Raw genomic sequence first — 26,918 nt, forward strand, 5'->3', positions numbered from 1 at the left:
TATGTGTGACAACCCACTCACCAGGAGGAGCAACGTGTTTCGCAGATTCGGCATCTTCGCCATCACCTTCGTCGTCGTGATCGCCGGCGGCATCGCCTTTGCCCAGATGGGCGAGTACCTACCATCTGCCGACGATGCCCCGGCCGGAGTTGGCGCCATTGACCCGGGCAGCATCTTCTATACGGGCGACACCCAACCGGACTCCCCGACCACAGAGGCGCCGGCCGAGAAGCCGGATATAACCGAGACGACGAAAGTCGAGGACGAAGCTTCGGCCGCCGAAGAGACACCGGCACCGGAGAAGCAGGCCGCTGAAACCCCCGTGAAGGAAGAAGTGACCGACACCGATCCTCCCGACCTCGTCATCACCTCGCCGGCCAACGAAGCAGTAGTCAAAACAAGAGAGCTGAAGTTCTCAGGCAGCGTTGAACCCGGCGCAACAGTCAAGGCGGCCGGATACCGGGCGGAGGTCACCCCCGATGGTTTCTGGTCGATCGTCCTCATGCTCGAACCGGGAGGAAACCTCGCCACGATCAAAGCATTCGACGAGGCCGGCAACGTTTCCGAGGCAACCGTGAAGGTCTTCTACGAAGCACCGGAGGGCGAGCATGCGTTCTCTGCCTCCCAGCAATACAAGACGTCTGCGTCCAACCCGCCCTACGACGTCTTCTACGGGACGGGACGACCGGGTGCCACGATCACGGCTACGTCGGACTTCGGTTCGGGTTCGACCACGGTCAACGAAAAAGGGAAATGGGAGATGAAGGTCACCTTCCCGACGGCCCCGTATTACGAGTGGTTTGCAGTTGAAATCGCCGACTCCGACGGACACACAAAGACGTTTGAGTTCAAGAGCAAGTACAACCCGGGCGCCACCTACGAGTTCACCATAACGCAGAAGTACCATCAGAACACCGACCCGTGGGAGAAGTTCACCGGAACGGCCGCGCCCGGCACGGTCATCGGAGCCTATTCGGACTTCGGCTCGGCAGAGACCGTCGCCGAGGGCGGAGAGTTCTACCTCAAGGTGCACTTCGAGGGATTGAAGCCCGGGCAGACGATCGACATCGTGGTCGAAACATCTGCAGGTGACCGCAGGGAGTTCACATTCATGTATGCGCCGGCTCCGATCGAGTTCAGCGTCACCCAGAAGTACGCGTCGTGCAGCGAGAACCCGCCGTACGACGTCTTCTACGGGACGGCGACGCCCGGAGCCACGATCTGGGCGGAGTCCCCGTACGGGGCCGTCAGCACGATCGCCGGCGATCTCGGGAAATGGGACCTCAAGGTCATCTTTGAGGGTGCACTCCCCGGCCCGGCCTTCAACGTGACGATCGGCGACTCTGAAGGCCATTCCAAGACCTTCACCTTCACCGTGCTCGAAGCCAAGTAACCGTCCCTCCTCGGGAGCCGCCGGCCCTCCGGGAGGAGGGCCGGCGGCGCGCTCACAGAAGAAGCTCCGCCAGAGTTCGAAGGGTCACGAAATCCGTCGTTCCGACCAGAAGCGAGGTCACCCCCGACTCCCTCCATGCCTCGAGCCGGTCCCGCACTCTCTCCCGGGGCCCAACCAAACTGGTCAGGTCTACGAGCGCATCAGGAACGCGGGCAATTGCCTCTTTCTTCTTGCCGGCGAGGTACAGATCCTGGATCTCAACGGCCTCCCGCTCGAATCCGTAACGTCCCGCCAGATCGTTGTAGAAGTTCCGGCTCCTGGCTCCCATACCCCCGATGTAGAGGGCCAGCAACGGTTTGACCTGGGCGCGTCCGTAGTCGAGGTCATCGGTGATGATCGCCGAGACGGTCGGTGCCACGTCGAACGATGATGACCGCTGCGCATTCCCCGACCTCCGAAATCCGTCTTCGAGATTCGGCCAGAACACCCGGCGGGCATGATCGGGCGAAAAAAAGACCGGAAGCCATCCGTCTGCGATCTCGGCCGTGAGCGCCACATTCCTCGGGCCAATGGAAGCGAGATAGATCGGCAGGTCCGGCCGGAGCGGACGGCCGATGAGCATCAAGGGCTTCCCAAGCCCGGTGGCGTCCGGACCTCTATACGGGATCTGGTAGTGCTCGCCGTCATGCTCGAGGCGCCTGCGACGCTGAAGGACCCGACGGACGATCGAGACATACTCGCGGGTCTTTCCGAGCGGCTTTCCGTACGGAACCCCATGCCACCCTTCGACTACCTGCGGGCCGGATAGTCCAAGACCGAGTCGAAAGCGCCCACCCGACAGCTCATCGAGCGTATAGGCCGTCATGGCAGTCATGGCCGGAGTCCTGGCCGGCATTTGCAGGACAGCCGAGCCGAGGTGGATTCGCTCGGTCCTGGCTGCCAGCCAGGCCAGGACCGTTACCGCGTCGTAGCCCCACGCTTCTGCCGCCCACACCGAGTCATAGCCCAGTTGCTCAGCCTCGACCACTAGTTCGATCGAACCAACGCCCGCATAACCCAGGTTGAGTCCTAATCGCAATACATCACCTCCGCGGCGTCCATGGTACGTTGTGCACGGGAAGTGGAACATGATGACGCCGGAGCGCAGACTCACACGGACCTTCCGCAATGCGGGAGCGGCGCTGTTCGTGGTTCTGTGGATGGAGCAGCAGTGGGCGGCTCACCACGACTTCCCTTCGTTTCCAGATCTCGACCCGTCCGGGCTCTTCGGCGATCCAGCCCTCCCTCTGCGATCTATCGCTCTACTCGGAGACAGCACCATCACCGGACCGGGTCTGGAGACTGCCGAAGACATCTGGATACGGCAGATGGTGCCGCGACTCACAGAACGCTACCGCGTCCAGATCGACAACTTCGCGTTCGGCGGCGCCCGTCTACGAGACGTCCTGGCCCGCCAGCTCCCGCAGCTGACCGGGCGATACGACGTGGCCTTCATCTCGGCGGGTTCGAACGACGCTCTGCGCGGCATGACTCAGCTTCAGATGCGTTCGCTGCTGAGCACCATCTGTGCCGGTGCACTCGAGCAAGCAGACGTAATCGTGCTCGCCGGGGCCGGCGACATCGGTACCGCGCCGCGATTGCCTTTTCCGCTTGATGCGATGGCCACCACCAGAGCTAGAGCGACCGATGTCACCCATGCACGGGCTGCAGCCTCAAATGACCGCATCCTCCACATCCCGATGTGGGAGTTGACCACCCCCACGTTCCGGTCGGACAAAGACCTCTTTTCGGGCGATCGCTTCCATCCCAACCGCCGCGGCCACCGGGTGTGGGCAGATGCAGCTCTGCCCACTGTGCTCGCCGCACTCGATCTCTGCTCACCACCCGGACACTGACCTCCTACACTCGCCCGATGCCCAACCGCTTCGATCGTCCCGATCGCGTCCGCCGAAAACTCACCGGCGTGCTCTTCGGCGGGGTGGGGCTCACCAGCACCGGATTCATCGCCGCCATCACCGTGGCCGGTTTGGCCGCGGAGGACCTGACCGGTTCATCGAGCCTTGCCGGCATCCCGGCCGCAGCCTCCACGATCGGCACGGCGCTCGGCTCGGCCGTCCTCGCCGCAGTGACGGTGCGGCTGGGCAGGCGATCGGTTCTGATCGGCGCCTACGTGCTCGCCGGAACGGCCGCAGCTGTGGCTGCTGCAGCCATCGGATCGGCCTCGTTCGCACTGCTGATCTTCGCCATGTTCGCACTTGGTTTCGGGAACAGTGCCAGCCATCTCACGCGCTACGCGGCTGCCGACCTCCATCAGCCGAGCCGCCGGACCGCCGCGATCGGTTGGATCGTTTGGGCAAGCACCGTCGGGTCGGTGGCGGGCCCCAATCTGCTGGGAGTGTCGGCAGATGCGGCTGAGGGGGCTGGACTGGCAGCATTTGCAGGTCCATACCTGGTGGCTGCCATCGCCTTCCTGAGCGCGGCGGTCTTCTACGTGATCTTCCTCCGACCCGATCCACTCCGGATGGTCGTCTCCACCGATGAAGAATTCACCGCCCCAGCACTTCCGCTGGCGACGTTGCTGGCGAGGCCCCGGGTGCAAGTTGCCGTCGTCTCCATGGTGACGAGTCACTTCGTGATGGTGCTGATCATGGCGATGACACCGATCTTCTTGCGGAACGGTGGCGCCAAGCTAGGGATCGTCGGCATCGTCATTTCTGCCCACACGCTCGGCATGTTCGCCCTCTCCCCCATCACAGGGATTCTGGGCGACCGCTTCGGTCGTCCGCAGGTGGCCGCCGCCGGGATGGTGATCGTGCTGGTGTCGGTCACCCTGGCCGGCCTGGCGCCGGCGGATGCCACGGCAACACTCATTCTTGCGCTTTTCCTGCTCGGCCTCGGATGGAATTTCGCATTCATCGGAGGCAGCGCCATCCTGACAGAGGGCCTGGCCATCGATGAGCGGTTGCGCCTGCAGGGGGCAGTCGATGCCTCCGTCTGGTTGTCGGGGGCGGGCGCCAGCCTGTCTTCAGGATTCATCCTGGCCATCGCCGGATACCCCATCCTGAACGCCCTGGGCGCGGCCCTGCTGGTTGCCCCGGCCGCCGTGTTCCTGCGTCACCGGAACGTATTCGCCCGAACCCCGGCCGCTACGCTGCCATGATGCTCCGCCGTTTGCTTTCGCCGTTCCGAACCGTGGTTGCCGTTGCGGTCGCCCTCCTGGCGACCTGGACGGCTGCCTGGACGGTCACAGTTGTCGCCTGGCGGAATCCAGGGTCGCCGTTCATCGAAGGAGTCATCAATCGATGGAGCACCATCATCCTGGCTGTTGCCGGCGTTTCACTGACGGTCCGCGGGGTGGAGAACATCGAACCCGGACGTTCGTACGTCATCGTCTCGAATCACCAGTCTTCCTTCGACATCCCCGCCCACTTCCTCGCCCTGCCGATGCCGATCAGATTCTTCGCCAAGAAGGAGCTCTTCAGAATTCCTATCTTCGGCACGGCCCTTCGAGCCATCGGCATCGTCGAAGTCGACCGGCACGCAGGGGCAGTGGTCCACCAACAAATCAATTCGCAAGCAGCCGAAGTGATGCGACGTGGCCATTCGATCCTCGTGTTTGCCGAAGGCACTCGTTATCTCGATGGGCAGGTCCGGCAGTTCAAACGGGGGGCATTCTCGATCGCCATCGCCTCCGGCCTGCCTATTCTTCCTGTCGTGGTGAACGGCGGTCACCTCGCCTGGCCGAAGCGCCATCCGATCCTCGGTGGACCGATCACGGTGATGATCTCGAAGCCAATCGAGACCTCTGCGCTCGTCCACAAGGACGTACCGATGCTACGAGATCAGACTAAGGACGAGATCGAGCGGATGATCCGCGCGGTCGGCTAGAGGCGGTTCGCCTGTTCCGTGTCGAATGCGGCGGCGGTGTTCAGCCGTTCGAGCAGCCGCAGCAGCGTTTCTCTCTCTTCGGACTCGAGGACGGACAAGAACCGTCGTGCTACCAGGGATTGATAGCCCGGCATGACGTCCTCTAGGTGGCGTCGGCCGGCGCTCGTGATAACCGCGTAGGCGCCCCGCTTGTCGCTTGGAACTGATGCGCGCTCGACGAGTCCCTGGCTCTTGAGTCGATCGACCCGTCTGGTGAGACCGCTGCGACTGGCACTGATACTGTGGGCGAGCTCCGCCATCCGCATCCTCCCGCCGCTCTCGTTGATTGAGGCGAGGACCTCGAGATCCCCCAGAGACACATCGGTGAGGCCGCCCAGTTCGGATTCGATCCCGGTAACAATGGCTACCTGTGCGGCGAGAAATGCTCTCCATAACCGGAATTCATCCGGTTTGATCTCGTACACACCACTCCCTGGTCCGGCTCTGCACGGCGATTCTAGAAAGATTATCCGCAAAGGGCGATCAATCGTAAACACCAACGACGTAGGTCCTCCCGTCTCGCACCTCACACAGCAACGCGGCGGCAGACGTCACGACCTGATAGCGCTCAACCGATGCCTCTCCCTCCCACCATCGCCCGGCCAGGTGCCACGGCCCCGCCCAGGCCGTCACCATCTCCCACCGGCTTCGCAAACGAACCCGCATGGGCATTCCTCCATCCCACTCGACCTCGATGGTTTGCGGTTCGGGTGGGACCAGCACCGGTGTCGGCGACGGCACAGCCCCCGGCCACGGCGCGTCGGGACTCCGTTGTGGCGAGGGTGGTCCTTCACCCCACCGGAACCAACTCACCTGTTCAGAAGGCCTCCGTCCACCCTGCACACGGGCTTGCAGCACCGCATCGGGTCCAACCAGGGTCTGGGCGCGGGCGAAAGCCCTGGCTGCCTCGAGCTGCGACGCCGAATCGTCCTCGAGTGCGAGCTGCCGGCCAGCGTCTGATAGGTCTGCAGGCTGGAGGCGGAGTCTGACAATTCCGCCCGGCACCCCGGCCGTCTCCACCCAGGCCCGCAGCTGCCACCAGACCCGCTCGGTGAGAGCATGCTCGGTGAAGGGCTCGGCGCTTCTCCAGACTCTGACCCGTTCTGAGCCGTCGGCCGCCCACGCCGAAACCTCGACGCGATACGGAGCCGCTCCACGTTCCCCCAGTGCTGCGATCAGCCGTCCGGAAAGCGCCCTGGCGGCAAACCCGACCCGATCGAGCGCGTGAAGCGGCTCCTCGTAACGCTGCTCGACGGAACCGTCGTCGTTGATCCCGCGGGGAGCCAGCATCCGGTCTTCTCCGCTCGCCAGCCGGTGGGCAGCCAGTCCTGATTCGCCGAACCTCGAGGCCATTGCCCCTCTCGGCAGCTGCGACAGCTCTCCGAGTGTCCCGATCCCCAGCCATCTAAACGTCGCCACCAGGCCTTCTTCTGGAAGGACATCAACGGGAAGCGCAGCAAGGAAGGCAGCGTCGTCGTCAACGCACAACGGTGATTCGATGGCCAGGGCGGCTGCTCTCCTGGCTGCGAACGGACCACGGGCAACGCCCAACTGCCCGCCCGGCCACGCCCCCAGACGTTCCACTATCCGTTCGATGAGCTGCGGTTCGCCACCGTAGTAGCGAAGCGCCCCCTGAATGGGAACGAAGACCAGGCCGGGTTCGACCACCTCGACCTTCGGTACCAGATCCTCGATGGCAACCACGACCGGTTCGAAATCAATGGTCTCCGCTCCGAGATCTCGTTCGAGTACCACGGCACCGGGACATAGCCCTTCTGCCTCCCGACGGGTCATGCCCTGAGCGATACCGGAGCTGCGTGCTGCGGTATCGGCCGTGACCACGCGGAAACCGCCGGCTCCCGGCTGCACGACAAAAGAGGGGCTATACGGCGGCGCGTCCTGTCGACGAAGCGACCATTCCGGCCACCACACGCATAGTGTTCTCGCCATCGTCCTCCACCTCGAATAACCGCTCGGCTCCACCCATCCCTTTGCCCCAGGCACGCATCTGAAGGTGCCGGTGCCGGAGACGTCCGTGACCCGCATCTACGCCCTCCCACACCACCCGTTCGGATTGCAGGGTGAGATGGGTCACACCGGGAGGAAGCCGGCCGTCGAGCGGCCGCAGCAACAACGCTCCTCGCCTTGCTCTGGCAAGAGCCGATAGCCGCCGCAAGTGGGTATCGGCTATACCAGCCGGCACCTCGGCATAGACCACCTGGATCCCTTCGAGTAGGGCTGCCACCACCTGTGACCACTGCTGCCTCTCGGCACTCCGCACGATCACCAGGTGCCCGGGATCGATGCCGACCTCGAAGGCAGCCAGCGGCGAAAGCCAGCCACGCACATCGACAACGGCAACAGGAGCCCGCTGCGAAGGCTCGGCCAGTAGTGAGAGACCGATCCTGGTCAGGCCGCCACCGGCGGTTCCCAGCAGCCCGATGGTTCGGCCGGGCTCCGCCCGGAGATCCCATCTGGTATCTCCGGGCTTCGTTGCCATCCGCGCCGTCGCCGTTTTCTCCACCCGCGCCGTCCTCGGAAAGGACTCGGCATTGTATCGAACATACGTTCGATCGGCAAACGGGAACCTGGAGGTATCTGGTTGCGTCCTATGCTCAGGAGGGAACACATTATGCGAACCATCATCATCACGCTCATGGCCATGACCCTGTTCCTCAGTGCTTGCTCCGGGCAGGACACGAGCGATCTGGAGGTGTCCGATGGAGCCACCGGAGCCCCCGCCATGAACGACATGGGCGACGTAGGCGGTGAGTCGGTGGATGCGGAGGCCCCACGGGATGAGCAGCTCCTCGCCTATCAGCGGGATGTTCTCGAGAACCGCAAGATCATTCAACAGGCCACACTGGAACTGACCGATGACGACACCGAAGGCCTGTTCAGTCGAATCACGATGCTGGTCGAGCGATCCGGTGGCTTTGTGGCATCTGCCGAACTCACCCGCTCGGACGACGAGGGCCGTGGGCCATTCATCAACCTGACCATTCGTATTCCGGCAGACGAGATGACGTCGACCCTGTCGTCCATCGAGGACCTCGCCGATGAAGTGACTGCCAAAACCATCGGTAGCCAGGATGTCACGGAGGAATACTCCGATATCGAGGCACAGCTCAGAAACCTGACCGCCTACGAGGATGAGTTGCTCGTGATCCTCACCGAGGTGCGCGAGAGCTCAACATCCAAGGCCGACGAACTACTCAGCGTCTTCGAACGGATCCGGCAGGTACGCGACGAAATCGAGCGCCTCGAAGGCCGGCAGCGCCTGCTGGACGACCTGATCAGCCTCGCCACGATCGACGTCTCCCTATTCCCTGAATACGAAGGTGCGCCGATCGTCGACGAAGGTTGGCAGCCGGGTGACGTGGTCCGCGATGCGCTCCGCGCCACGGTCGATGCCTTCCAGTCCATCGTTGACGGCCTCATCTGGGTTGCTCTGGGGATACTTCCGATCCTTCTGGCGATCGGGATCCCGCTGTTTGGCATCGTATGGTTCTGGCGGAAGAGGTCGCGAGCGCGCCGACCGAACATCAAGACCGAAGCTCAGCAGTAGGCAGTAGGCAGTAGGCAATAGGCAATAGGCAATAGGCAATAGGCAAGCGTGCTACCTACGGCCTACAGCCTATGGTCTATGGCTTTTCGCCACATTGGTTTCCGGCGACGTAAGATTTCGCACGGAGGGACCTATGCAATCAGAAGCCACCACGATCGACGATTATCTGGCCGGCCTGCCCGAAGAACGCCGCATTGCTATCGAGACCGTTCGAAACACCATTCTCGAGAACCTTCCCGCCGGCTACGAAGAAACAATGAACTGGGGCATGATCACCTACCAGGTGCCGCTCGACACCTTCCCCGACACGTACAACGGCAAGCCATTGATGTATGCAGCTCTGGCCTCGCAGAAAAACCACATGGCCGTCTACCTGACCAGCGTCTACGCACTGCCGGGCAAGGCCGAGGAGTTCGAAGCCGCCTACCTGGCAACCGGCAAGCGCTACGACATGGGCAAGTCGTGTGTGCGGTTCCGCAAACTCGAAGATCTACCCCTCGACTTGATCGGCAAGACGATTGGGGCCGTCGATGTCGATACCTTCACCACCGACGTTGAGAATGCTCGCAAGACTCGTAAACGGCGGTCCTGAGGTCGTGTAGGTTCGAGGTGGGGTGGACCTTGAACGTCGACCACAAGGAGGACGTGATGGACGCCGATAAGACGGCGGATCTCGCCGGCCCCGGCATCGGCAACTACGCCGATCTCGCCAGAGAACTCCCCGACTCATACCAGTCGGATCTCACCCCCCGGGAGACGATGGAAGCACTGTTCGCCGCCAAGCGCTCCATTGAGGACGGTCTTTGCCGCGAGTTGAATCTCACGATGGTGCAGGTTCCCTTGATCGTCGACGCGGCCAGCGGTGTCAACGACTACCTGGACCGCGACGGATCCCGCACACCAATCGAATTCCCGTGCGGGCTCGGTCTCGACCGACCTATCACCGCCCAGGTAGTCCAGGCGGCCACGAAATGGAAGCGAATGGCGCTGCAGCAGTTCGACATGGCGCCCGGTGAGGGGATCTGCACCGACATGAAGGCGGTGCGGAAGGACTACTTCCTCGATCACGACCACAGCGCCTACGTGGACCAATGGGATTGGGAGAAGACAATCACCGCCGAGGACCGCACCCTCGACTACCTCACCGGCGTCGTGAGCAAGATCTGGAAGGTTCTCTACGAAGCCGGCGAACTCGTTGCCGACATGTTCCCCCAACTGAAGGACGGGTATCCGAGGATTCCGGAGGAACTCACGTTCCTTCATGCTGAAGAGATCCTCGAGATGTTCCCGGATCTCCCCCGCAAAAAGCGTGAAACGGCCGTGCTGCAACAGTATCCGGCCGTGTTCATATACGGAATCGGATATACCCTCGCCGATGGCTATCCCCACGAGATGCGAGCCGCCGACTACGACGACTGGGTAACTGAAACGGTGTCGGCCGATGGGCGTCCAATGCACGGTCTCAACGGCGACATCCTGGTCTGGAATCCGATCACCAACCGGCGTCACGAACTGACCTCGATGGGCGTGCGGGTGACGAAGGAGACACTCCGCCGGCAACTCGAGATCACCGGTCAACTCGATTTCCTGAAGCTCCCCTATCACCAGGCCATCCTCAACGATGAGATTCCTCTCTCGATAGGTGGTGGCATCGGCCAGTCGCGCACGTACATGTATCTTCTGCGCAAGGCTCATCTCGGCGAGGTCAGCGTCACCGTGTGGCCCGACGTCCTCAAAGAACTCGGGGTTGCGAGGAACATCTTCGTGTTGGAATGATCCGCCCCACTGCACCCCGATCGACTAGCTTCGCACACATGAGATACAGGCGCAGTGTCACACGGACGGTCATGACGTTGATGGTGCTCGGCGGCCTCCTGCTTGTCGGACTCGGAGCCGGGGCCGCGGTTGATGGACCATGCAGCGGGACGGTGACGATAGACGGCGTCGTCTATTCAGAAGCGAACGACAACGCCGGCGATCCGATCGTCATCCCAGACGAAGACGGCTTGATCGCCTTCTGGGAAGGCTCGACAGAAGTGCCGATCACGGACTACACAGGGGAACTCGGCGTGGTGGTTGGCCCGGCGACGATCGACATAGCCTCTTGGAGTGGTGCAAACGCCAATCTGGAGACCGGATCGGGCGGTTCTTACTTCATAGATGAGGCTCGCGACGTTCTTCCCATCAACCTCGTCGGCTTGTACGAAGTGTCCGGATTCCATCGCGGCGAAGGCGGGGACTGTGACGGATCCGTCATGGTGCTGCTCGAGGGCAACCCGCTCGTCAACCCGGTCGGCGCCGGAGCCGCAGCCGGGACGGTCCTCGCCGGACTCGGTGTCCTATCGGCAGGAAGGAGGCGCCCATGACCGGACGTCCATTCCTGGGAGCCGTCTCCGGCTTGTTTCTCGGCTTATTCGTCGCCCTCGACCTTCAACAGTTTGGCTTCAGACCACTAGACAGCTTCGGTGTCTTCGGTCTGCCACTCATCGGGCTCATCCTCGGTGCAGCCTTCGGGATGTGGGCACCACTCGGGAGAAAGTAGTTCAAGGGCTAGCGGCTGTCCGTCGGCGCCGATCAACCGCTCGTGGGCGACTGCGCCTTACTCGCGCTCTTCCAGCTCCTCCAGCGTCTTCGGCCAGTCGCCTTTCAAGAGCCGCGACAGCGACCGATCAGCCAGGAGCTTTCCGCCGGTCTGGCAGGTCGCGCAGTAGTTGGTCTCGTTGGCGGCGTAGACGATGCGCTGGACTTTCGACCCGCACACAGGACACGGTTGGCCGTACTTGCCGTGGACGGCCATATCGACCCGAAAAGCCGTGACTCCCTTGTCCGGGAATCCACCGGCGGATTCCTCACGCAGCCGATCGGTCCACTCGATGAGCATTCGTTGCGTTGCGGTGAAGAGGCGTTCGATCTCATCACCGGCTAACCCGCTCGTCCTCTTGACCGGCGAGAGTTGGGCGGCGTGGAGGATCTCGTCGGAGTAGGCGTTGCCGATGCCCGAAAAGATGCGCGGGTCCGTCAGCGCTCGCTTGAGCGTGCGGTTCTCACGAGTGAGGGCATCGGCAAATCCACCGAGGTCAACATCGAGTGGCTCGACGCCGCCTCTGTCGTGTTCGGCGAGGCCCTCCTCTCCTCTCACGATCCACACACCGGCCCGCTTCTTGGTGGCCGCCTCGCGCAGGAGGAGCGTTCCCGCCTCGAAATCCAGGGCGGCGAGCCCCACCTTCCTGGGAATGACCGCCCCGGGTTTCGCCCAGGCCAGCCGGCCGGAAATCATCAAGTGAACAACCAGGAAGAGTTCTTCGTCGAATTCGAAGACGATGCGCTTCCCTATCCGCCGGAGTGCCCGCACGCTCTGTCCCTCGACTGCAGACATCGGCGGATCGTAAGTGCGCAAGAGTTGCGGCGCCGTCACTCGAAAACGTCGCAGGACTTCTCCAACCACCCGCGTTTCGAGTGCCTCGATGTAGACGACGATGTCGGGCAGTTCGGGCATCGCAGTGGACGCTAGCCGTGCCGAAGGCCCGTCGGGTGGGTCTGCGGACGCAACTACGCCCGCGCCACGACCTCGCCGTTGATGAAGATGAATACGCCGCCTGGATTCGTCGCCCAGTCCTGAAACCCTGTTCCGAGTTCCGCCAATTCTTCAGCGGTGCTCAACCCAAGCTCCTCGACCCGCTCGACGTACTTCGTGACCCCGGTCCGGCCTGCCCACAGATCGGCCCACCAGGTGCGACCTTCCTGCGTCGCGAACTGCCAACTCGAAGTGGTGTATACGGGACTGGAGAATCCGGCTGCCTGGACCCACGAGAGCAACCGTCGCCCGGCGTCGGGCTCTCCCCGATTGCACCGCGCAACCTGTCCGTAGATCTCAAACAACCGCACCACCCTTGCATCGACGGGATGGTGCGTCATCGTCCCGTAGTCGGCGTCCCTTACCGCCACATGACCACCGGGCTTCAGCACCCGGAGGAATTCCCCCAGTGCATCGACAGGGCGCCCGAGATGTTGCAGGAGTTGGTGGGCATACACGACGTCGAATGAACCATCCGGAAACGCCAGATCGTAGGCGTCGCCCAACTGGAAGGACACGTTATCCACGCCTTCCGTATTGGCCCGGCTTCGCCCGTGCTCGAGCACCGAAGCCGCGGCGTCGATTCCAACCACCTCACCATCGGGGACCCAACGAGCGAGACCACAAGTGATGGAACCCGGTCCACACCCGGCGTCGAGGATTCGCATCTGCGGCCGTATGTAAGGACGAACGAAGTCGGCTGCCTCCTCGGCCGTCCGGCGCCCGTGCGCATCCACCACCACCTGGTCGTGGGAGTGGGTGTAGACCTCGTGCGGCATCCCGTGAGTATGGCAGGACACAGAAAGGGGCCGGCCCGGAGGCCGACCCCTTGTCTTCAGATGATTGGTTCGTTCAGTCGTCGAGGCCTGACTCGAACTGGTCTTCGAAAGAGACCACCCGACGGCCCGGCTTGTCGGCGCCGGCCTGATCACGCTTCTCACTGCCGCGGTCACGGCTCGGGTTGCGATCGCGGCTCTCGCCGCCCCGACTTGGGTTGCGATCCCGATCGCGTCCGTCACGACTCTCGCCGCCTCGACTCGATCCGCGCTCACGGTCACGGCCGCCGCGGTCACGGCCACCACGATCACGACTGTCACCGCCGCCATCACGATCACGGCCACCACGATCCCGTTCAACTGCGGCCGGACGCTCGCCTGCGCCTTCCTTCGGCTCCAGGGGCGCCGCCAGGTCGAGGTTGACCTTGCCGGCCCGGTCGATCTCACGAACGATCACCTTGATCTTGTCACCGAGGGTCACGTAGTCATCAACTCGCTCCACCCGGCGCTCTGCGTCGAGTTTCGAGATGTGGATGAGGCCGTCACGCCCGGGCAGGATGTTGACGAACGCTCCGAAGCTGGTGATGTTCACCACCTCACCGTCGTACGTTTCGCCGACTTCGGCCTCCGGCGGGAAGGCGATCTGCATCACCTTCTCCTTGGCTGCCGCCAAGGCATCGGCATCGTTGGTGCCGATGCGAACGATGCCGAAGGCTCCGTCCTCTTCGATCTCGATGGTGGCACCCGTGGTTTCTTCGAGCTCACGGATGTTCTTGCCCTTCGGGCCGATGATCTCACCGATCTTGTCCTTGGGGATCTTCACGGCTTCGATGCGGGGCGCCCAGGCGTTCAGCTCCGGGCGGGGCCCGTCGATGGCATCATTCATGGCCTGGAGGATCGCCAGACGGGCCTCCTTGGCCTGGTCGAGCGCTGCCGCCAGTACCTCAGAGGGCAGACCCGATATCTTCGTGTCGAGCTGCAATGCCGTGATGATGTCGGCCGTTCCCGCCACCTTGAAGTCCATGTCGCCCAGCGCGTCTTCGGCGCCGAGGATGTCGGTCAGGGTGACGAAGCCGCCCTCGTGGGCGATCAGGCCCATGGCGATACCCGCCACCGGGGCGACGATAGGAACACCCGCATCCATCAACGAGAGGCTCGACGCGCAGACCGAAGCCATCGAACTCGAACCGTTCGACGACAACACCTCGGAAACGAGCCGCAACGCATAGGGGAACTCGTCGGCGGTCGGCACCACCGGCAGCACGGCCTTTTCGGCAAGTGCGCCGTGGCCAATCTCGCGACGCTTCGGACCGCGCATGAAGCCGGCCTCGCCCGTCGAGAACGGCGGGAAGTTGTAGTGGTGCATGTACCGCTTGGATTCCTCGATCGAGAGGGTGTCCAGCATCTGCTCCATCTTCAACATGCCCAGTGTCGCCAGGTTGAGCACCTGTGTCTCGCCTCGCTGGAACAGGCCGGAACCGTGGGTTCGGGGCACGACGCCGACGTCAACGGTCAACTCACGGAGATCACGCAGGCCACGGCCGTCGAGTCGGATTCCTTCGTTGACAACGCGCTCTCGCATCATCCTCTTCAGCACGCTACGAGCTGCTTTCTTGGCGGTGGCTAGTTCGGCTTCGTCCTCGATGGCGAGTTCCGTCAGGATTGCCTCAGTGGCCTCGTCCTCAGCTGCGTTGCGCTCCTGCTTTCCGGCGATCGTAACCACCGAGGCATACTTGGGACGAGCGACTTCTTCGACCCGGGCGGCCATTTCATCTGAGTAGTCGACGAGGAGCGGCCACTCGAATTCCGGAATGTCCACCTGGGCGGCCAGCTCGTTCTGAAGATCGATGAACTGGGCCACAAAGGCCTTCGCCTCTTCCAGTCCGCGGGCCACAGTCACCTCGTCACTGGCAGGCTGACCGTCGTTGATCAGTCGGACGCCGTCTTCGGTGGCTCCAGCCTCGACCATGATGATGTCGATCTCGCCGTTGGCATTTCGGCCGCCGGCGACCGTCAGCTCGAACACCGAGCCCTCGAGTTCCTCGTAGGTTGGTAGCGCGGTCCAATCGCCGTCTTTGAGCGACATGCGGACTGCACCGATCGGCCCCTCGAACGGAATCGACGAAACACTCAACGCCGCCGAAGCACCGTTGAGTGAGATGATGTCGTACGCATTGACGTTATCGACCGACAGGATGGTTCCCACGATCTGGGTCTCGCAGCGGAAGCCGTCCTTGAACGACGGGCGCAGAGGCCGATCGATCAGACGGCAGGTGAGAATGGCCCTTTCCGTAGCGCGTCCTTCGCGCCGGAAGAACGAGCCGGGGATCTTTCCTGCCGCGTACATGCGCTCTTCGATGTCAACGGTCAGTGGGAAGAAGTCGACGCCTTCGCGCATCTTCTTGTTGGCAGTGGCTGTGACGAGCACCTCAGTGTCGCCGAGGCGGATGGTGACTGCACCATCGGCCTGGCCGGCAAGCTTGCCGGTCGTGATCGTGACTTCCTTGTCACCGATCACTCCGCGTACCGAATATTCGGGCACGCTGTCTCCTCTTGTATGGGAGGCGTTCCAATGGTCAGTCGTGGCCGCTCCTTCACTGAAGCGGTCGCCACTGACAACTGGACAACGCCCCCGTCGTGTTTCGAGATGATCCCGGCTGAAAGCCGGTACTGAATCGTTGAGTCCGTGTGGGATCAACGGCGAGGAGCGGCCGGAGCCGCTTCCTCGAGAACTATCGGCGCAAGCCGAGTCGTGCGATGAGCTGTCGATATCGTTCGACGTCTTCGCGCTTCAGGTAGTTGAGCTGCCTGCGACGCTGGCCGACCATCATCAGCAGCCCGCGCCGGCTGTGGTGATCGTGCTTGTGGGTGCGGAGATGTTCGATCAGATGATTGATGCGGTCACTCAGGAGGGCCACCTGGACCTCCGGTGAGCCGGTGTCACTGTCGTGCTGACCGTACTCCGAAATTATTTCTTTGGTCGTCTTCATTTCACGCTTCGCTCAGAGGTTGGAAGGGATAGACCAGAGTGTAACAGCTGCGCGCGGTAGCGCCACAATCCGGGAGCAGCAGTGTACCGCGCAGGACGTAGTGTGACTGCAGAGCAAGCGACCCGTGATCCGCGCCTAGGCCAGCGCTGTACGGGCCGCCTCCACGTCACTCCCGATCTGAGCCACCAATGCGTCGATTCCCGCGAACCTCTGCTCATCCCGCAGTCGGCGCTCGAACAGCACTCCGATCTCCTTGCCGTACAACTCATCCTCGAAGTCGAGGAGGTGCGCTTCGATCAACTCCTCCTCCCCGTCGAACGTGGGGCGTACTCCGATGTTCACCACCGCCGGAAACAACCGTGCCCCGACCCGGACCCTGGCCGCATAAACCCCGCGTAGCGGAATCGCCATGCCGGACGGAGGTTGCACGTTGGCGGTCGGGAACCCGATCGACCGGCCGCGGCGATCACCACCGATTACCTCGCCCCGGAGTTCGAATGCCCGGCCCAACGCCTGGCGGGCGTCGTCGACGGCACCTTGAGCGATCATGGTCCGGATACTCGATGATGACACCGGGCCACGTCCCTCCAATAGCGGAACAACATCTACCTCAAACCCGAATGCTGCTCCCCCGGTCCGCAGGCTTTCAACATCGCCGGCCCGGTCATGCCCGAATCGGAAGTTGGACCCGACGGCCACTACCCGGGCGCCGAGACCGCGAGCCAGGACGTTTGAGACGAACTCCTGCGGTGTCATCGTTCGTACGTGTTCGAAGGGAAGAACACCAACAGTGTCCACACCGAGATACTCGAGGATCTCGATCCGCTGCTCGATCGTGGTCAGCAAACGGGGGGCATGGTCCGGAGCCATCAACGCCATCGGATGGGGATCGAACGTCAGGACGGCTCTGGCGACACCGCCCAGCGCGCCGGCGCGTTCGGCCAGGTCGGCGAGCACCGTTTGATGGCCAAGGTGGACACCGTCGTAGTTTCCGATCGTGACTGCGAAACCGGAAGCCGTTGGCTCCGGCCAGGCGCGCGGATCGCCGTCGAGCACTCTCACGCCAGGACAACCTCGGCGCGGGCCACCGCGCCGTTCGATGCATAAACGCCGAGTAGCTCCCCGTATTCGTCGAACACGCAGAACGGGACTTCCCCCATCGAGGCCGGAACGAGGTCGAGGGACAACGATCGTCCGTTGCGAACTCCAAGCGCATCACGCCCGCTCACCACGACCTCCGGCAGCTCGCCTCCGAGCACCTGATTCATCGAAAGCACGGCGGCCTCGGCCGATTCCAGATCTTCGAGGTCGTCGATCGTGTGGGCGTCTTCCACATGCAATGAACCCACCCTGGTCCGGCGCAACGCGATCAAGTGGGCGTCGCCGCCCAGCGCCCGACCCATGTCGCTGGCGAGGGTCCGGATGTAGGTGCCGCTCCCGCACTCGACTCGCATCGTCACTTCGGGATAGCTTCCTGGGGCGAAATCGAGGACCTCGATTTCAGTCACTGTGACCGGTCTCGCCTGACGCTCCACTTCCTTGCCCTCCCGGGCCAGGTCATAGAGACGGCGCCCGTCGATCTTGAGCGCCGAGACCATCGGCGGAACCTGCATGATTGTGCCGATGAACCTCGGAATGACGATCGCCAGATCGCCTTCCTCGAACTCCATCGGCGAGCGGCTCAGCACAGCGCCATCGGCATCGAGCGTATCCGTCGCCACTCCGAATTGGGCCGTGGCGATATAGGTCTTGGTCGTTTCCTGCACGTATCGAAGCATCCTGGTCGCCCGACCGACTCCCAGCACGACCAGGCCCGTCGCCATGGGGTCGAGGGTGCCGGAATGGCCAACCTTCTTCTGGCCGAGCAGGCGGCGCACTTTGGCCACCACATCGTGAGACGTCCATCCGCCGCCCTTGTCGACGAGTACGAACCCGTCAATCACCGTCGGTATCCCCGGCGGCCGCGTCCTTCTCTTCGATCTCATGGAGGATGGCGGCAATGTGGGCGCCTCGTTCGATCGCTTGATCTGCCACAAACTCCAGGCGCGGAGTGAACTTGAGGCGAATCTCATGGCCGACCTGAGTACGGATCTTCGACGACGCCGCTCGAAGTGCCTCGAGAGACTCGTCTCGTTCTTCGGGGGCTCCGAGAACCGAGAAGAACACTCGGGCGTTGTGTAGGTCCGGTGATGTCTCTACCCCGGTGATCGTCACGAACCCGAGGCGCGGATCCTTGAGGTCGGCCACATGCTCGGCAATCGCTTGTTTGAGGAGTGAGTTGACCCGCCGCATTCGATCTCCGCGACTCATTCCCGATCCTCCAGATGACTCACGCCGATCCCGATCACTTCGAGATCGACTCGTTCACTGAGCATTCGTCGCACCGTGGCGATTCGCTGTTCCAGCTCAGACGCATTGGTCGCAACGAGTGCTACTCCCACGGTAGACCGCTGCCAAACATCGTGATGATCGATCTCGGCAACCGACACCGACATCCGGTTCCGCAAATCTGCAGTGGCCGATTGCAGAACCCGCCGCTTCGCCTTCAGCGACCTGGCTTCCGGGATACGGAGTTCGATCCGCAGGGCTGCGGCGTGCATGGCACTCAGGTGCGAGCGACCTCACGGACTTCGTAGACCTCGATGACATCGCCTTCCTTGATGTCATTGAACGTCTCGAAGCCGATGCCACATTCGTAGCCGCTCGATACCTGCCGCACATCTTCCTTGAATCGTCGCAGAGAGCCAATGCGTCCATCGTGGACGACGATGCCTCCTCGCAACACTCTTGCCCGGGACCCGCGAGTGATCTCGCCCTCGGTGATATACGATCCGGCGATGGTCCCCGCCCGTGGCGTCCTGAACAAGGCGCGGACCTCCGCCGAACCGATAACCGCTTCGACCTCATCAGGAGCGAGCCTCCCGACGAGCATCTGTTCGATCTCATCGAGCATCTCGTAGATCACCCGGTAGGTGCGAATCTCGATGCCCTTGTCCTCTGCCGCCCGACGGGCTTTGGCATCAGGGCGCACGTTGAATCCGACAATCACCGATTCGGTGACTTCTGCGAGGCTGACATCGTTCTCCGAGATACCGCCGACGGCGCCCTGCACCGTGGTGATCTTGCCGCCCTCACGACCGATCTTGGCGATCGACTCACGAATCGCTTCGAGAGATCCATGGGCATCGGCCCTGATGATCAACCTGAGGTCGGCCTCGTCCTGGGTCCGGAGTTGCTCCAGCAGTTGGGCGAGACGCTCACGAGCGGTCGGGATGACCATTTCGTCGGCCTTGAGCAGTTCCGACGACTTCGCAGCCATATTGCGCGCAGTACGTTCGTTCTTGACTGCCTGGAATGCATCGCCGGCAGTCGGAACGTCGGACCAACCCATGACCAGGACCGGAGTCGACGGCCCAGCCGCCTCGACCTTCGCACCTGCCTCGTCGAGCATCGACCTCACACGACCCGAAACCGGTCCGGCCACGATGGCATCACCCTGTCTAAGGGTGCCACGCTGAACGATCACCGTCGCCACCGGTCCGCGACCGATATCGAGCTGGCTCTCGACCACGACACCCTCCCCTGCCGGCTTGGGATTGCCTTTGAACTCCTCGAGTTGGGCAACTAGGTCGATCATCTCGAGCAGATGCTCGACACCCTCGCCGGTCTTTGCGGAGAGTTCGACTGTGGTGATGTCGCCACCGAGCTCTTCCGCGACAAGCTCGTACTCGGTCAACTGAGCACGAATATTGGTCGGATCTGCCCCCGGCTTGTCCATCTTGTTGATGGCGATGATGATCGGAACGCGAGCCGCCTTGGCATGGCTGATCGCTTCAATGGTCTGGGGCATGACCCCGTCATCTGCGGCCACGATTAGCACGACGATGTCGGTGACCTCGGCGCCGCGGGCGCGCAGGGCGGTGAAGGCTTCGTGGCCCGGCGTGTCGAGGAAGGTGATCTTGTTGCCGCCGACGTCGACCTGATACGCGCCGATGTGCTGAGTGATGCCACCGTGCTCACCCTCAACGACGTTGGTGTGGCGGATGTGGTCCAGCAGGGTTGTCTTGCCGTGATCCACGTGACCCATCACCGTGACGACCGGCGGTCGCTGCACCAGAGTGGCGGGATCGTCATCGTAGGTTTTCTTCGGCCGGACTCGGGAGCCGGTCTTGGCGGAAGGAGCCGGGCGGGTGATTTCGATCGTGAAGTTGAAATGATCCGCGAGCAACTCGAGCGCATCGTCGGGGATAGGTGTGACGGCACCGATCATCTCGCCCATTTGGATGAGCGTCTGGACGATCTCAGTCACCGGCCTACTGATAACTGGGGAGAGGCCTTCCGGCGTCACCCCTGATTCAACCGTCACCCCCACCGACTGCTCTGCCTCCGGCTCGTCTTCGGTCTCCGTCGGCTCGGGCTCCGGCTCCGCAGCGGTCTCAGCCTCCGGCTCCGGTTCCGGCTCCGGAAGCACCTCGGGCTCCGACACCGGTTGGACTTCTTCCGTAGACGCGTAGGACTGCCGCACCGTGCCGGCATCGACGGGTTCAAGTCCCGAAGAGGCCGTCTTGGCCTCGATGCCTAGTTCATGGACGCGCGCCAGCACATCCTTCGACTCGAGGCCCAGTTCACGAGCCAGTTCATATACCCGAATCTTCGCCACTATCTCTCCGCGCTATTCGTCTTCGGTGGGAGTGTCGCCGTCTTGTGCGATCTCGCCAAACTCATCGCCCTCACCGGGTTCTTCCGGGGTTTCTTCTTCAACGCTCTCCTCGTCGGAGATGGCCTCCACGTCCGCCGCTTCGACCACCGGGGCAACGTCCGCCGCCGGTTCGTCGCCGGCGTCCAACTCTGCAGATTCGGCAGATTCGGCAGATTCGATCGGTTCCTCTATAGGATCCGGTCCGCTCGCATCGGCGACTTCGGTGGGGATGATCGCCGCCTCCGCCACAGCCAGGTCGGCAACCTTGCCCGCCTCTTCGAGGTCGGAACGGATATCGACCCGATAGCCGGACAAACGGGCGGCGAGACGAGCGTTCTGACCCTCTTTTCCAATCGCCAGCGACAGCTGGTGATCACTCACGATCACAACGGCCGTCTCGGTCTCCTCGTCGATACGTACTTCCTGAACCTTGGCCGGACCAAGCGCCTCGGCGATGAACTGGGCCTTATCCTCTCGCCACTCCACGACGTCGACCTTCTCGCCCCTCAATTCGTTGACGACCTGCCGAACCCGCGCTCCGCGAGCGCCCACACAGGCGCCCTTGGGATCGACGTTTGGATCGTTCGACGAAACCGCGATCTTCGTCCGGTTGCCCGGCTCACGGGCGATAGCCTTGATCTCGATAGTTCCGTCGAGCAATTCGGGGACCTCGAGTTCCAGCAGCCGGCGGACGAAATCCGGGTGGCTGCGGCTAACGACGATCTGCGGACCCTTTGCCTCATTCCGCACTTCAAGCACGAAGGCCTTGACCCTGTTGCCGCGCTCCAACCGCTCATACGGCATCCGTTCGGAGCCGGGAAGCAATGCCTCGGCATCGCCGAGATCCAGAATCGAATAGCGGTAGTCGACCTGTTGGATGATGCCCGTCACTAGGTCGCCTTCGCGGCCCTCATAGACGTCGTACACCTGATCACGCTTGGCCTCACGCAGACGCTGGGCGATGACCTGCTTGGCAGTCTGTGCGGCAATACGACCGAAATCTTCTGGAGTATCTTCCCACTCCTTGGTTACGTTGCCGTCTTCATCGAGTTCCTGGGCATAGACGACGATGTCGCCACTTCCCGAGTCGATCACCACGCGAGCCTCTTCGGCCGCTCCCGGGCTCCGTTTGTAAGCCGATACGAGCGCGTTGGCCAGGGCGTCGAGGATGGTGTCGACAGGAACGCCGCGCTCACGCTCGAGCAGTTCGAGCGCTTCCATCACCTGTTCGTCGATCTTCATACCATCAACTCCTCGTGGCCTTCTTCCCGGGCTTCGGCTTCCGCTCCCAGCGGAACACCGTTCGTGCCGACCTCACCTGCTCGAATTCGATCCGCCGGTTTTCGCCGTCGACATCCATCACCATGCCGTTGTCGTCCGACTCGACGAGGAAGCCGGCGTGGTTCCGTTCGCCGCCGATCTCGATGCGAGTCCTGACCGCGACTTCTTTTCCGATCGACTTGGCGAAGTGCGCCGGGCGACGGAGCTTTCGCTCGAGTCCCGGCGATGTCACCTCGAGGGTGTACGACCCATCGAGGTCGGACTCGTGGTCGAGCAACCGCGAGATCCCTCTTGAGAGTTCGGCGAGATGATCCACGCCGACATCCGGACCGTCGATAACGACGCGCAGAATTCGGCCCCGCTCTTGACCCAGCATCTCTAGATCATCGAGTTCGAGGCGTTCCGCTCCTAGATAATCGCCGATGAGCTTTTCCAAGCTCGCGGATACGTCGTTCACCTAAATCTCCACACACAAAGAAAGCGGGCACGGCCGCCCACTTCCGCAGTAGCGTCCTCATTTGTCCCACTAAGTATAACCCGACACGCGACGGCACCCGGCGCCACGTGTACGCCGAAAACCGCTGCTACTGCGCGATCAGTCGAATCACATGGGAAATCGCGTCCCCGACCGCGACTTCTTCGGCTGTGCCGCCGGCCCGGTCCTGGATTTCCACGATGCCGTTTTCGAGGCCGCGGGGACCCACGGTCACCCGGTACGGGATGCCGATCAGTTCCGCGTCGGCAAATTTCACGCCTGGACGTTCTACCCGATCGTCCAGAATCGTGTCGATACCGGCCTCCTGGTAGTCCCGGTAGAGGCGTTCGCCTGCTTCGAGCACCTCGGCGACGTCGGCGCGCAGGACAGTAATGACCACGACGTACGGAGCGATGGCAACCGGCCAGACGATTCCCTTCTCGTCGTGGTGAGTTTCGACGACGGCGGCGATATTCCGCTCGAGACCGATCCCGTAGGAGCCCATGATCACGGTCTTCGCCGCTCCCTCTTCATCGAGAACCGAAACACCGAAAGCCTCCGCATACTTGGTCCCCAACTTGAAGATGTGGCCTACTTCGATCGCTTTGAAGACTTCCAGGGGCTCGCCACAAGTGACACAGGCCTCCCCGTCCGTGATCTCGCGCATATCCATCCAGGTGGTGACCTCGATGTCGCGTTCGACATCGACTCCCCGCAGGTGGAACTCGTCTTGATTGGCTCCCGTGACCATGTTGAAGCGGCCGGCGAGGGCTTGATCGGCCAGGATCGGGATTCCCTTGACTCCCACTGCCCCGAGGCTTCCCGGGTTGGCACCAAGGGCGGCCTGGATCTCCTCGGGATGGGCAGGTCGGATGTCGATCGCACCCGTGCCATCTTGCAGCTTCTGTTCGACCAATGCATGGTCGCCTCGCAGCAAGACGAGCGTAGGTTCACCGCCGATCATGTAGACGAGCGACTTGACCTGGGACTCCTTTGCCGCACCGCCCTCGAACGTGGCCAGGTCGAGAATCGTGCGAACCCCGGGCGTTGCGAACCTCTCAACCTCGGCATGGACCGCGCCGTCTTCGATTGCGTCGATTCTGGACGTTGCCCGTTCCATGTTGGCGGCATATCCGCAGGCGCCGCAGAAGACGACATCGTCTTCGCCGGATTTGCTCCGCACCATGAACTCGATCGAGTCGCTCCCTCCCATGGCTCCGGAGGAAGCCTCCACCGGCACGGCATCGAGGCCGAGACGAGCGAAGATACGCTCATATGCCTCGAAGTGGCGATCGAATGAAGCATCGAGGCCGGCCGATTCCATATCGAACGAGTAGGAGTCCTTCATCGTGAACTCACGGGTACGGAGCACGCCGCCCTTGGGCCGGGGTTCGTCACGGAACTTCGTTTGTATCTGATACCAGAACTGAGGTAGGTCCCGATAGCTCCGCAACTCGAGTGCCAGAGTGCTGAAGATCTCCTCATGGGTCATTCCGAGAGCGAGATCAGCGCCTTTGCGGTCTCGCAGTCTGAACATCTCATCGCCCATGATCTCCCAGCGGCCGCTCTTCTGCCAGATCTCGGCAGGATGCACGGCCGGTAGGAGGAACTCCTGACCGCCGATCCGATCCATCTCTTCACGGATCACCGCCGCCACCTTCGCACGAACCCGAATCATCAACGGCAGCAGTGAGTACGCCCCCGCCATCAGTTGGCGCAGGTATCCGCCGCGGACCAGAAGGCGATGACTGATTGCTTCTGCGTCTGTGGGATCGTCACGAAGGGTGGGAATGAAGGCTTGCGACCAGCGCATATCTCTCTCGAGTTGGGATATGGGAGGTTAGTCACCCGGCCGGGAGGGCAAGGGACAATAGGCTTCAAGGGCTGCTTTTCGCGACCTCCGCGACTCGAGCCCGGCGCTCCTCGGTGTGGTTCGCATCACCCTGGATCTGGAGTATCTCCTCGGCCGCCTCGGCAGCAAGTTGCTCTGCGACTCCGTCGGCCGCGGCAAGACGGGCCTCCACCCCCTCTTCAACGAGCTTCCGCGCCTCGTCGAGCAAGGCGTCGACCATCTCCGCCTCCGGGACCACCCGCACCACGTTTCCCTTGATGAACAGATGTCCTTTGCCACGCCCCGCCGCGATACCGATATCGGCCTCTCTCGCTTCGCCGGGTCCGTTGACCACGCAGCCCATCACCGCTACCTGGATGGGCAGATCGGCCTCTTCGAGTCGTCGTTGGGCTTCCTTGACCACCTCGATGACATCGACCTCAGCCCGGCCGCATGATGGGCAGGCGATGAGGTCCAATCCGGCCCGCTCACGCAGGCCGAGATACTCGAGCAACTGCCTGCCCGCCTTCGCCTCCTCAACCGGGTCGGCCGTGAGCGAGAAGCGGATCGTGTCGCCGATCCCTTCGAGCAGCAAAGTGGCGATTCCGGCGACGGACTTGATGAGACCCCCGGGCGGCGGTCCTGCTTCGGTAACACCGAGATGGAGGGGGTATTCGACTTTCTCGCTGAGCAGTCGGTACGACTCGACCATCGACGGCACGTGGGAGTGCTTCACCGAGATCTTGATGTCGTAGAAACCGACATCTTCCAGGTAATGGATCTCAGTTTCGGCGGATTCGACGAGGGCCGCCGGGACTGCCGACCCGTACTTAGCCAGCAGGTCTTTGTCGAGTGAACCCCCGTTGACGCCCATACGAATCGGCACTCCACGCTCCCCCGCCGCCCTGGCGACTTCTTTGATGTGCGCTTCGTTTCGGATATTGCCGGGATTCAGCCGAAGTGCGTGCACGCCGGCTTCCAAAGCAGCAAGCGCCAGCTTGTACTGGAAATGGACGTCGGCGACGATCGGGACCGGGGAACGAGGCACGATCTCCGCCAGTCCCTGCGCAGCGTCGACGTCGTTGCAGGTGATGCGCACGATATCCGCACCAGCGCCCGTCAGTGCATATACCTGAGCGAGCGTGCCGTCGACGTCCGCGGTCTTGGTGGTGGTCATCGATTGCACCGTCACCGGTGCTCCTCCCCCAACCGGGACGGAACCGACCTGAATCTGGCGAGTCGGGCGTCGCTCGATCATCAGAACCGAATGGGTTGGACGATATCGAGGAGGATGCTGACAAACCCGATGAACACCATCAGCAGGATCACTGTGGCCGCGACCGGGATCAACTTGCGAATGTCTGCTTGCTTGTGCGTGATCTTCTCGTACAGGGCGATGGCGAAGTGCCCGCCGTCCAGCGGAAGGAGCGGCAGCACATTGAATGCTCCCAGGATGATGTTGAACACGGCCAGGAAGGCGATGAGTGTGCTCGCTCCCAGGACGTCGACCTGGGAGCCCACCTGAGCAACGCCGATCAGGCTGACGGGGCGGATCTCGTCGGGAACGGGCTCACCGAAGATGCCCTGGACGAGTTGAGCGATCGAAGTCGGCTTGAAAACGTTCCAGAGGGTCTTGTAGGCCTCGCCGGTGATATCGATGACCTCTCGACCGGCCAGACCTGCTGCCGAGAAGAACCCGACGTCGACCCGCTCGATGACCGGAGCGACGCCGAGATATCCGCTCGGCTCTGATCCACCCGTGTCGATCGACGCGAGTGTGGCCGTCAAGGTCTTCTGCAGGCCGTCCCGCAGAATTACGATATCGACCTGCTCGCCGGGCCGATCGGCAATCACCGCGGAGACCTCGTCCCACGACTCGACTGTCTCGCCGTCGATCGAGACGAACTCATCGCCGGACTCGAGTCCAATCAATGCGGCGGGGGCAATCTCATTGCTTCCCGCGATCTCAGCCCGGACCTCTTCGACTACAGGTTGAATCTCGACTCTGCCGTTGACCGCCAGCAGGCCGAAAAAGATCAGATAGGCAATCACAAAGTTGGCGGCAATCCCGGATAGGACGACGACGCTCTTCTTCCAGAACTCCTTCTCGCGGTAGGTGCGTCCCATGTCTTCGGGATCCACGTCTTCCAGGACGCTCATGCCGACGATGCGTACGTAACCTCCGGCCGGGATGGCTTTCACGCCATATTCGGTTTCGCCCCTCTGGACCGACCAGATCCGCGGTCCGAAGCCGACGAAGAACTCGCTCACCTTGATCCCGAGCGCCTTGGCCGCGAAGAAGTGGCCCGCCTCATGGGCGAGAATGAAGACCACGAACGCGGCCAGCATCGATACGGCACCGGTCATTTCGACTCCCTGATGTCAACCACCACGGTACCCCAGC

27 protein-coding genes are annotated in these 26,918 nt (G+C 62.5%); 9 read left to right on the top strand and 18 right to left on the bottom strand.

All coding sequences use genetic code 11. The features are described 5' to 3' along the window. The first annotated feature begins 34 nt into the window (after positions 1-34). Positions 35-1,393: a hypothetical protein gene (locus P1T08_00785; protein ID MDF1594618.1), complete on the top strand. Its 1,359-nt coding sequence runs from the start codon at positions 35-37 to the stop codon at positions 1,391-1,393. 52 nt (positions 1,394-1,445) lie between these two features. Here the strand turns inward: P1T08_00785 and P1T08_00790 are convergent, their stop codons facing one another. After that, positions 1,446-2,471, bottom strand: a complete 1,026-nt coding sequence (locus tag P1T08_00790) for an LLM class F420-dependent oxidoreductase (protein ID MDF1594619.1) — start codon at positions 2,469-2,471, stop codon at positions 1,446-1,448. A gap of 49 nt (positions 2,472-2,520) precedes the next feature. Here P1T08_00790 and P1T08_00795 point away from each other — a divergent pair, with 49 nt between their 5' ends. From P1T08_00795 to P1T08_00805, 3 genes are read left to right on the top strand one after another with little or no spacing between them, the layout of a single operon-like run. Beyond that, a complete protein-coding gene (locus P1T08_00795; protein ID MDF1594620.1) occupies positions 2,521-3,288 on the top strand; it encodes a GDSL-type esterase/lipase family protein in 768 nt (255 codons plus the stop codon). Positions 3,289-3,305: 17 nt separating this feature from the next. Next, complete coding sequence (locus P1T08_00800) at positions 3,306-4,553, top strand: MFS transporter (GenBank protein ID MDF1594621.1); 1,248 nt, start codon at positions 3,306-3,308, stop codon at positions 4,551-4,553. Further along, positions 4,550-5,281: a lysophospholipid acyltransferase family protein gene (locus P1T08_00805; protein ID MDF1594622.1), complete on the top strand. Its 732-nt coding sequence runs from the start codon at positions 4,550-4,552 to the stop codon at positions 5,279-5,281. The genes P1T08_00800 and P1T08_00805 overlap by 4 nt, the downstream gene beginning before the upstream one ends. Here P1T08_00805 and P1T08_00810 read toward each other — a convergent pair. From P1T08_00810 to P1T08_00820, 3 genes are read right to left on the bottom strand one after another with little or no spacing between them, the layout of a single operon-like run. After that, positions 5,278-5,745, bottom strand: a complete 468-nt coding sequence (locus tag P1T08_00810; GenBank protein ID MDF1594623.1) for a MarR family transcriptional regulator — start codon at positions 5,743-5,745, stop codon at positions 5,278-5,280. The genes P1T08_00805 and P1T08_00810 overlap by 4 nt on opposite strands. A 58-nt stretch (positions 5,746-5,803) precedes the next feature. Further along, positions 5,804-7,270, bottom strand: coding sequence for a DNA polymerase Y family protein (locus tag P1T08_00815; GenBank protein MDF1594624.1), 1,467 nt, complete (start codon positions 7,268-7,270; stop codon positions 5,804-5,806). Next, on the bottom strand, positions 7,203-7,844 hold the full coding sequence (locus P1T08_00820; protein MDF1594625.1) for a hypothetical protein: 642 nt from the start codon (positions 7,842-7,844) through the stop codon (positions 7,203-7,205). Before P1T08_00820 ends, P1T08_00815 begins: the two co-directional genes overlap by 68 nt. Positions 7,845-7,952: 108 nt before the next feature. Between P1T08_00820 and P1T08_00825 the strand changes: the two genes are divergently transcribed. From P1T08_00825 to P1T08_00845, 5 genes are all read left to right on the top strand, one after another. Then, a complete protein-coding gene (locus tag P1T08_00825) occupies positions 7,953-8,888 on the top strand; it encodes a DUF4349 domain-containing protein (GenBank protein ID MDF1594626.1) in 936 nt (311 codons plus the stop codon). A gap of 133 nt (positions 8,889-9,021) precedes the next feature. After that, on the top strand, positions 9,022-9,480 hold the full coding sequence (locus P1T08_00830) for a DUF1801 domain-containing protein (protein MDF1594627.1): 459 nt from the start codon (positions 9,022-9,024) through the stop codon (positions 9,478-9,480). Positions 9,481-9,536: 56 nt separating this feature from the next. Further along, positions 9,537-10,664 (top strand): aspartate--ammonia ligase, encoded by a 1,128-nt coding sequence (locus P1T08_00835; GenBank protein MDF1594628.1) that lies wholly within the window; start codon positions 9,537-9,539, stop codon positions 10,662-10,664. Positions 10,665-10,702: 38 nt separating this feature from the next. After that, the gene (locus P1T08_00840) at positions 10,703-11,254 is read left to right on the top strand and encodes a hypothetical protein (protein ID MDF1594629.1); all 552 of its coding nucleotides are present in this window, start codon (positions 10,703-10,705) and stop codon (positions 11,252-11,254) included. After that, on the top strand, positions 11,251-11,430 hold the full coding sequence (locus P1T08_00845) for a hypothetical protein (protein ID MDF1594630.1): 180 nt from the start codon (positions 11,251-11,253) through the stop codon (positions 11,428-11,430). The genes P1T08_00840 and P1T08_00845 overlap by 4 nt, the downstream gene beginning before the upstream one ends. A 57-nt stretch (positions 11,431-11,487) precedes the next feature. On the opposite strand, the gene P1T08_00850 is transcribed toward P1T08_00845, so the two are convergent. From P1T08_00850 to P1T08_00915, 14 genes are all read right to left on the bottom strand, one after another. Then, a complete protein-coding gene (locus P1T08_00850; GenBank protein ID MDF1594631.1) occupies positions 11,488-12,384 on the bottom strand; it encodes a formamidopyrimidine-DNA glycosylase in 897 nt (298 codons plus the stop codon). A 53-nt stretch (positions 12,385-12,437) separates the two neighbouring features. Beyond that, positions 12,438-13,241 (bottom strand): methyltransferase domain-containing protein, encoded by an 804-nt coding sequence (locus P1T08_00855; GenBank protein ID MDF1594632.1) that lies wholly within the window; start codon positions 13,239-13,241, stop codon positions 12,438-12,440. Positions 13,242-13,314: 73 nt separating this feature from the next. Beyond that, positions 13,315-15,780: a polyribonucleotide nucleotidyltransferase gene (locus P1T08_00860; protein MDF1594633.1), complete on the bottom strand. Its 2,466-nt coding sequence runs from the start codon at positions 15,778-15,780 to the stop codon at positions 13,315-13,317. A 190-nt stretch (positions 15,781-15,970) separates the two neighbouring features. Further along, on the bottom strand, positions 15,971-16,228 hold the full coding sequence (gene rpsO, locus P1T08_00865) for a 30S ribosomal protein S15 (GenBank protein MDF1594634.1): 258 nt from the start codon (positions 16,226-16,228) through the stop codon (positions 15,971-15,973). A 135-nt stretch (positions 16,229-16,363) separates the two neighbouring features. Continuing rightward, positions 16,364-17,290, bottom strand: a complete 927-nt coding sequence (locus P1T08_00870; GenBank protein ID MDF1594635.1) for a bifunctional riboflavin kinase/FAD synthetase — start codon at positions 17,288-17,290, stop codon at positions 16,364-16,366. Beyond that, complete coding sequence (gene truB, locus P1T08_00875; protein ID MDF1594636.1) at positions 17,287-18,171, bottom strand: tRNA pseudouridine(55) synthase TruB; 885 nt, start codon at positions 18,169-18,171, stop codon at positions 17,287-17,289. The genes P1T08_00870 and truB overlap by 4 nt, the downstream gene beginning before the upstream one ends. Next, a complete protein-coding gene (gene rbfA / locus P1T08_00880; GenBank protein ID MDF1594637.1) occupies positions 18,164-18,538 on the bottom strand; it encodes a 30S ribosome-binding factor RbfA in 375 nt (124 codons plus the stop codon). Before rbfA ends, truB begins: the two co-directional genes overlap by 8 nt. Then, positions 18,535-18,828, bottom strand: coding sequence for a DUF503 domain-containing protein (locus P1T08_00885; GenBank protein ID MDF1594638.1), 294 nt, complete (start codon positions 18,826-18,828; stop codon positions 18,535-18,537). The genes rbfA and P1T08_00885 overlap by 4 nt, the downstream gene beginning before the upstream one ends. Positions 18,829-18,833: 5 nt before the next feature. Continuing rightward, positions 18,834-20,888, bottom strand: a complete 2,055-nt coding sequence (gene infB, locus P1T08_00890) for a translation initiation factor IF-2 (GenBank protein ID MDF1594639.1) — start codon at positions 20,886-20,888, stop codon at positions 18,834-18,836. A gap of 12 nt (positions 20,889-20,900) precedes the next feature. After that, the gene (nusA, locus tag P1T08_00895) at positions 20,901-22,169 is read right to left on the bottom strand and encodes a transcription termination factor NusA (protein ID MDF1594640.1); all 1,269 of its coding nucleotides are present in this window, start codon (positions 22,167-22,169) and stop codon (positions 20,901-20,903) included. A 4-nt stretch (positions 22,170-22,173) separates the two neighbouring features. Further along, positions 22,174-22,665 carry a ribosome maturation factor RimP gene (locus P1T08_00900; GenBank protein ID MDF1594641.1) on the bottom strand — a complete coding sequence of 164 codons (492 nt, stop codon included), beginning with the start codon at positions 22,663-22,665 and terminating at the stop codon, positions 22,174-22,176. Between the two features lie 127 nt (positions 22,666-22,792). After that, positions 22,793-24,496, bottom strand: a complete 1,704-nt coding sequence (locus P1T08_00905; protein MDF1594642.1) for a proline--tRNA ligase — start codon at positions 24,494-24,496, stop codon at positions 22,793-22,795. Between the two features lie 64 nt (positions 24,497-24,560). Continuing rightward, positions 24,561-25,772 carry a flavodoxin-dependent (E)-4-hydroxy-3-methylbut-2-enyl-diphosphate synthase gene (ispG, locus tag P1T08_00910; GenBank protein ID MDF1594643.1) on the bottom strand — a complete coding sequence of 404 codons (1,212 nt, stop codon included), beginning with the start codon at positions 25,770-25,772 and terminating at the stop codon, positions 24,561-24,563. Then, positions 25,772-26,881, bottom strand: a complete 1,110-nt coding sequence (locus tag P1T08_00915; protein MDF1594644.1) for a M50 family metallopeptidase — start codon at positions 26,879-26,881, stop codon at positions 25,772-25,774. Before P1T08_00915 ends, ispG begins: the two co-directional genes overlap by 1 nt. Positions 26,882-26,918 lie beyond the last annotated feature (37 nt).

It is taken from the genome of Acidimicrobiia bacterium (genome assembly GCA_029210695.1).
GTDB lineage: Bacteria > Actinomycetota > Acidimicrobiia > Spongiisociales > JAHEDJ01 > JAHEDJ01.

Coding starts and splice junctions, on each gene's coding strand:
- P1T08_00795 (MDF1594620.1), top strand. CDS start 2,521: ATGATGACGCCGGAGCGCAGACTCACACGGACCTTCCGCAATGCGGGA.
- P1T08_00915 (MDF1594644.1), bottom strand. CDS start 26,881: ATGACCGGTGCCGTATCGATGCTGGCCGCGTTCGTGGTCTTCATTCTC.
- P1T08_00805 (MDF1594622.1), top strand. CDS start 4,550: ATGATGCTCCGCCGTTTGCTTTCGCCGTTCCGAACCGTGGTTGCCGTT.
- P1T08_00825 (MDF1594626.1), top strand. CDS start 7,953: ATGCGAACCATCATCATCACGCTCATGGCCATGACCCTGTTCCTCAGT.
- P1T08_00850 (MDF1594631.1), bottom strand. CDS start 12,384: ATGCCCGAACTGCCCGACATCGTCGTCTACATCGAGGCACTCGAAACG.
- P1T08_00905 (MDF1594642.1), bottom strand. CDS start 24,496: ATGCGCTGGTCGCAAGCCTTCATTCCCACCCTTCGTGACGATCCCACA.
- P1T08_00835 (MDF1594628.1), top strand. CDS start 9,537: ATGGACGCCGATAAGACGGCGGATCTCGCCGGCCCCGGCATCGGCAAC.
- P1T08_00830 (MDF1594627.1), top strand. CDS start 9,022: ATGCAATCAGAAGCCACCACGATCGACGATTATCTGGCCGGCCTGCCC.
- P1T08_00885 (MDF1594638.1), bottom strand. CDS start 18,828: ATGCACGCCGCAGCCCTGCGGATCGAACTCCGTATCCCGGAAGCCAGG.
- rpsO (MDF1594634.1), bottom strand. CDS start 16,228: ATGAAGACGACCAAAGAAATAATTTCGGAGTACGGTCAGCACGACAGT.
- P1T08_00855 (MDF1594632.1), bottom strand. CDS start 13,241: ATGCCGCACGAGGTCTACACCCACTCCCACGACCAGGTGGTGGTGGAT.
- nusA (MDF1594640.1), bottom strand. CDS start 22,169: ATGAAGATCGACGAACAGGTGATGGAAGCGCTCGAACTGCTCGAGCGT.
- P1T08_00800 (MDF1594621.1), top strand. CDS start 3,306: ATGCCCAACCGCTTCGATCGTCCCGATCGCGTCCGCCGAAAACTCACC.
- rbfA (MDF1594637.1), bottom strand. CDS start 18,538: ATGAGTCGCGGAGATCGAATGCGGCGGGTCAACTCACTCCTCAAACAA.
- P1T08_00815 (MDF1594624.1), bottom strand. CDS start 7,270: ATGGCGAGAACACTATGCGTGTGGTGGCCGGAATGGTCGCTTCGTCGA.
- P1T08_00840 (MDF1594629.1), top strand. CDS start 10,703: ATGAGATACAGGCGCAGTGTCACACGGACGGTCATGACGTTGATGGTG.
- ispG (MDF1594643.1), bottom strand. CDS start 25,772: ATGATCGAGCGACGCCCGACTCGCCAGATTCAGGTCGGTTCCGTCCCG.
- P1T08_00845 (MDF1594630.1), top strand. CDS start 11,251: ATGACCGGACGTCCATTCCTGGGAGCCGTCTCCGGCTTGTTTCTCGGC.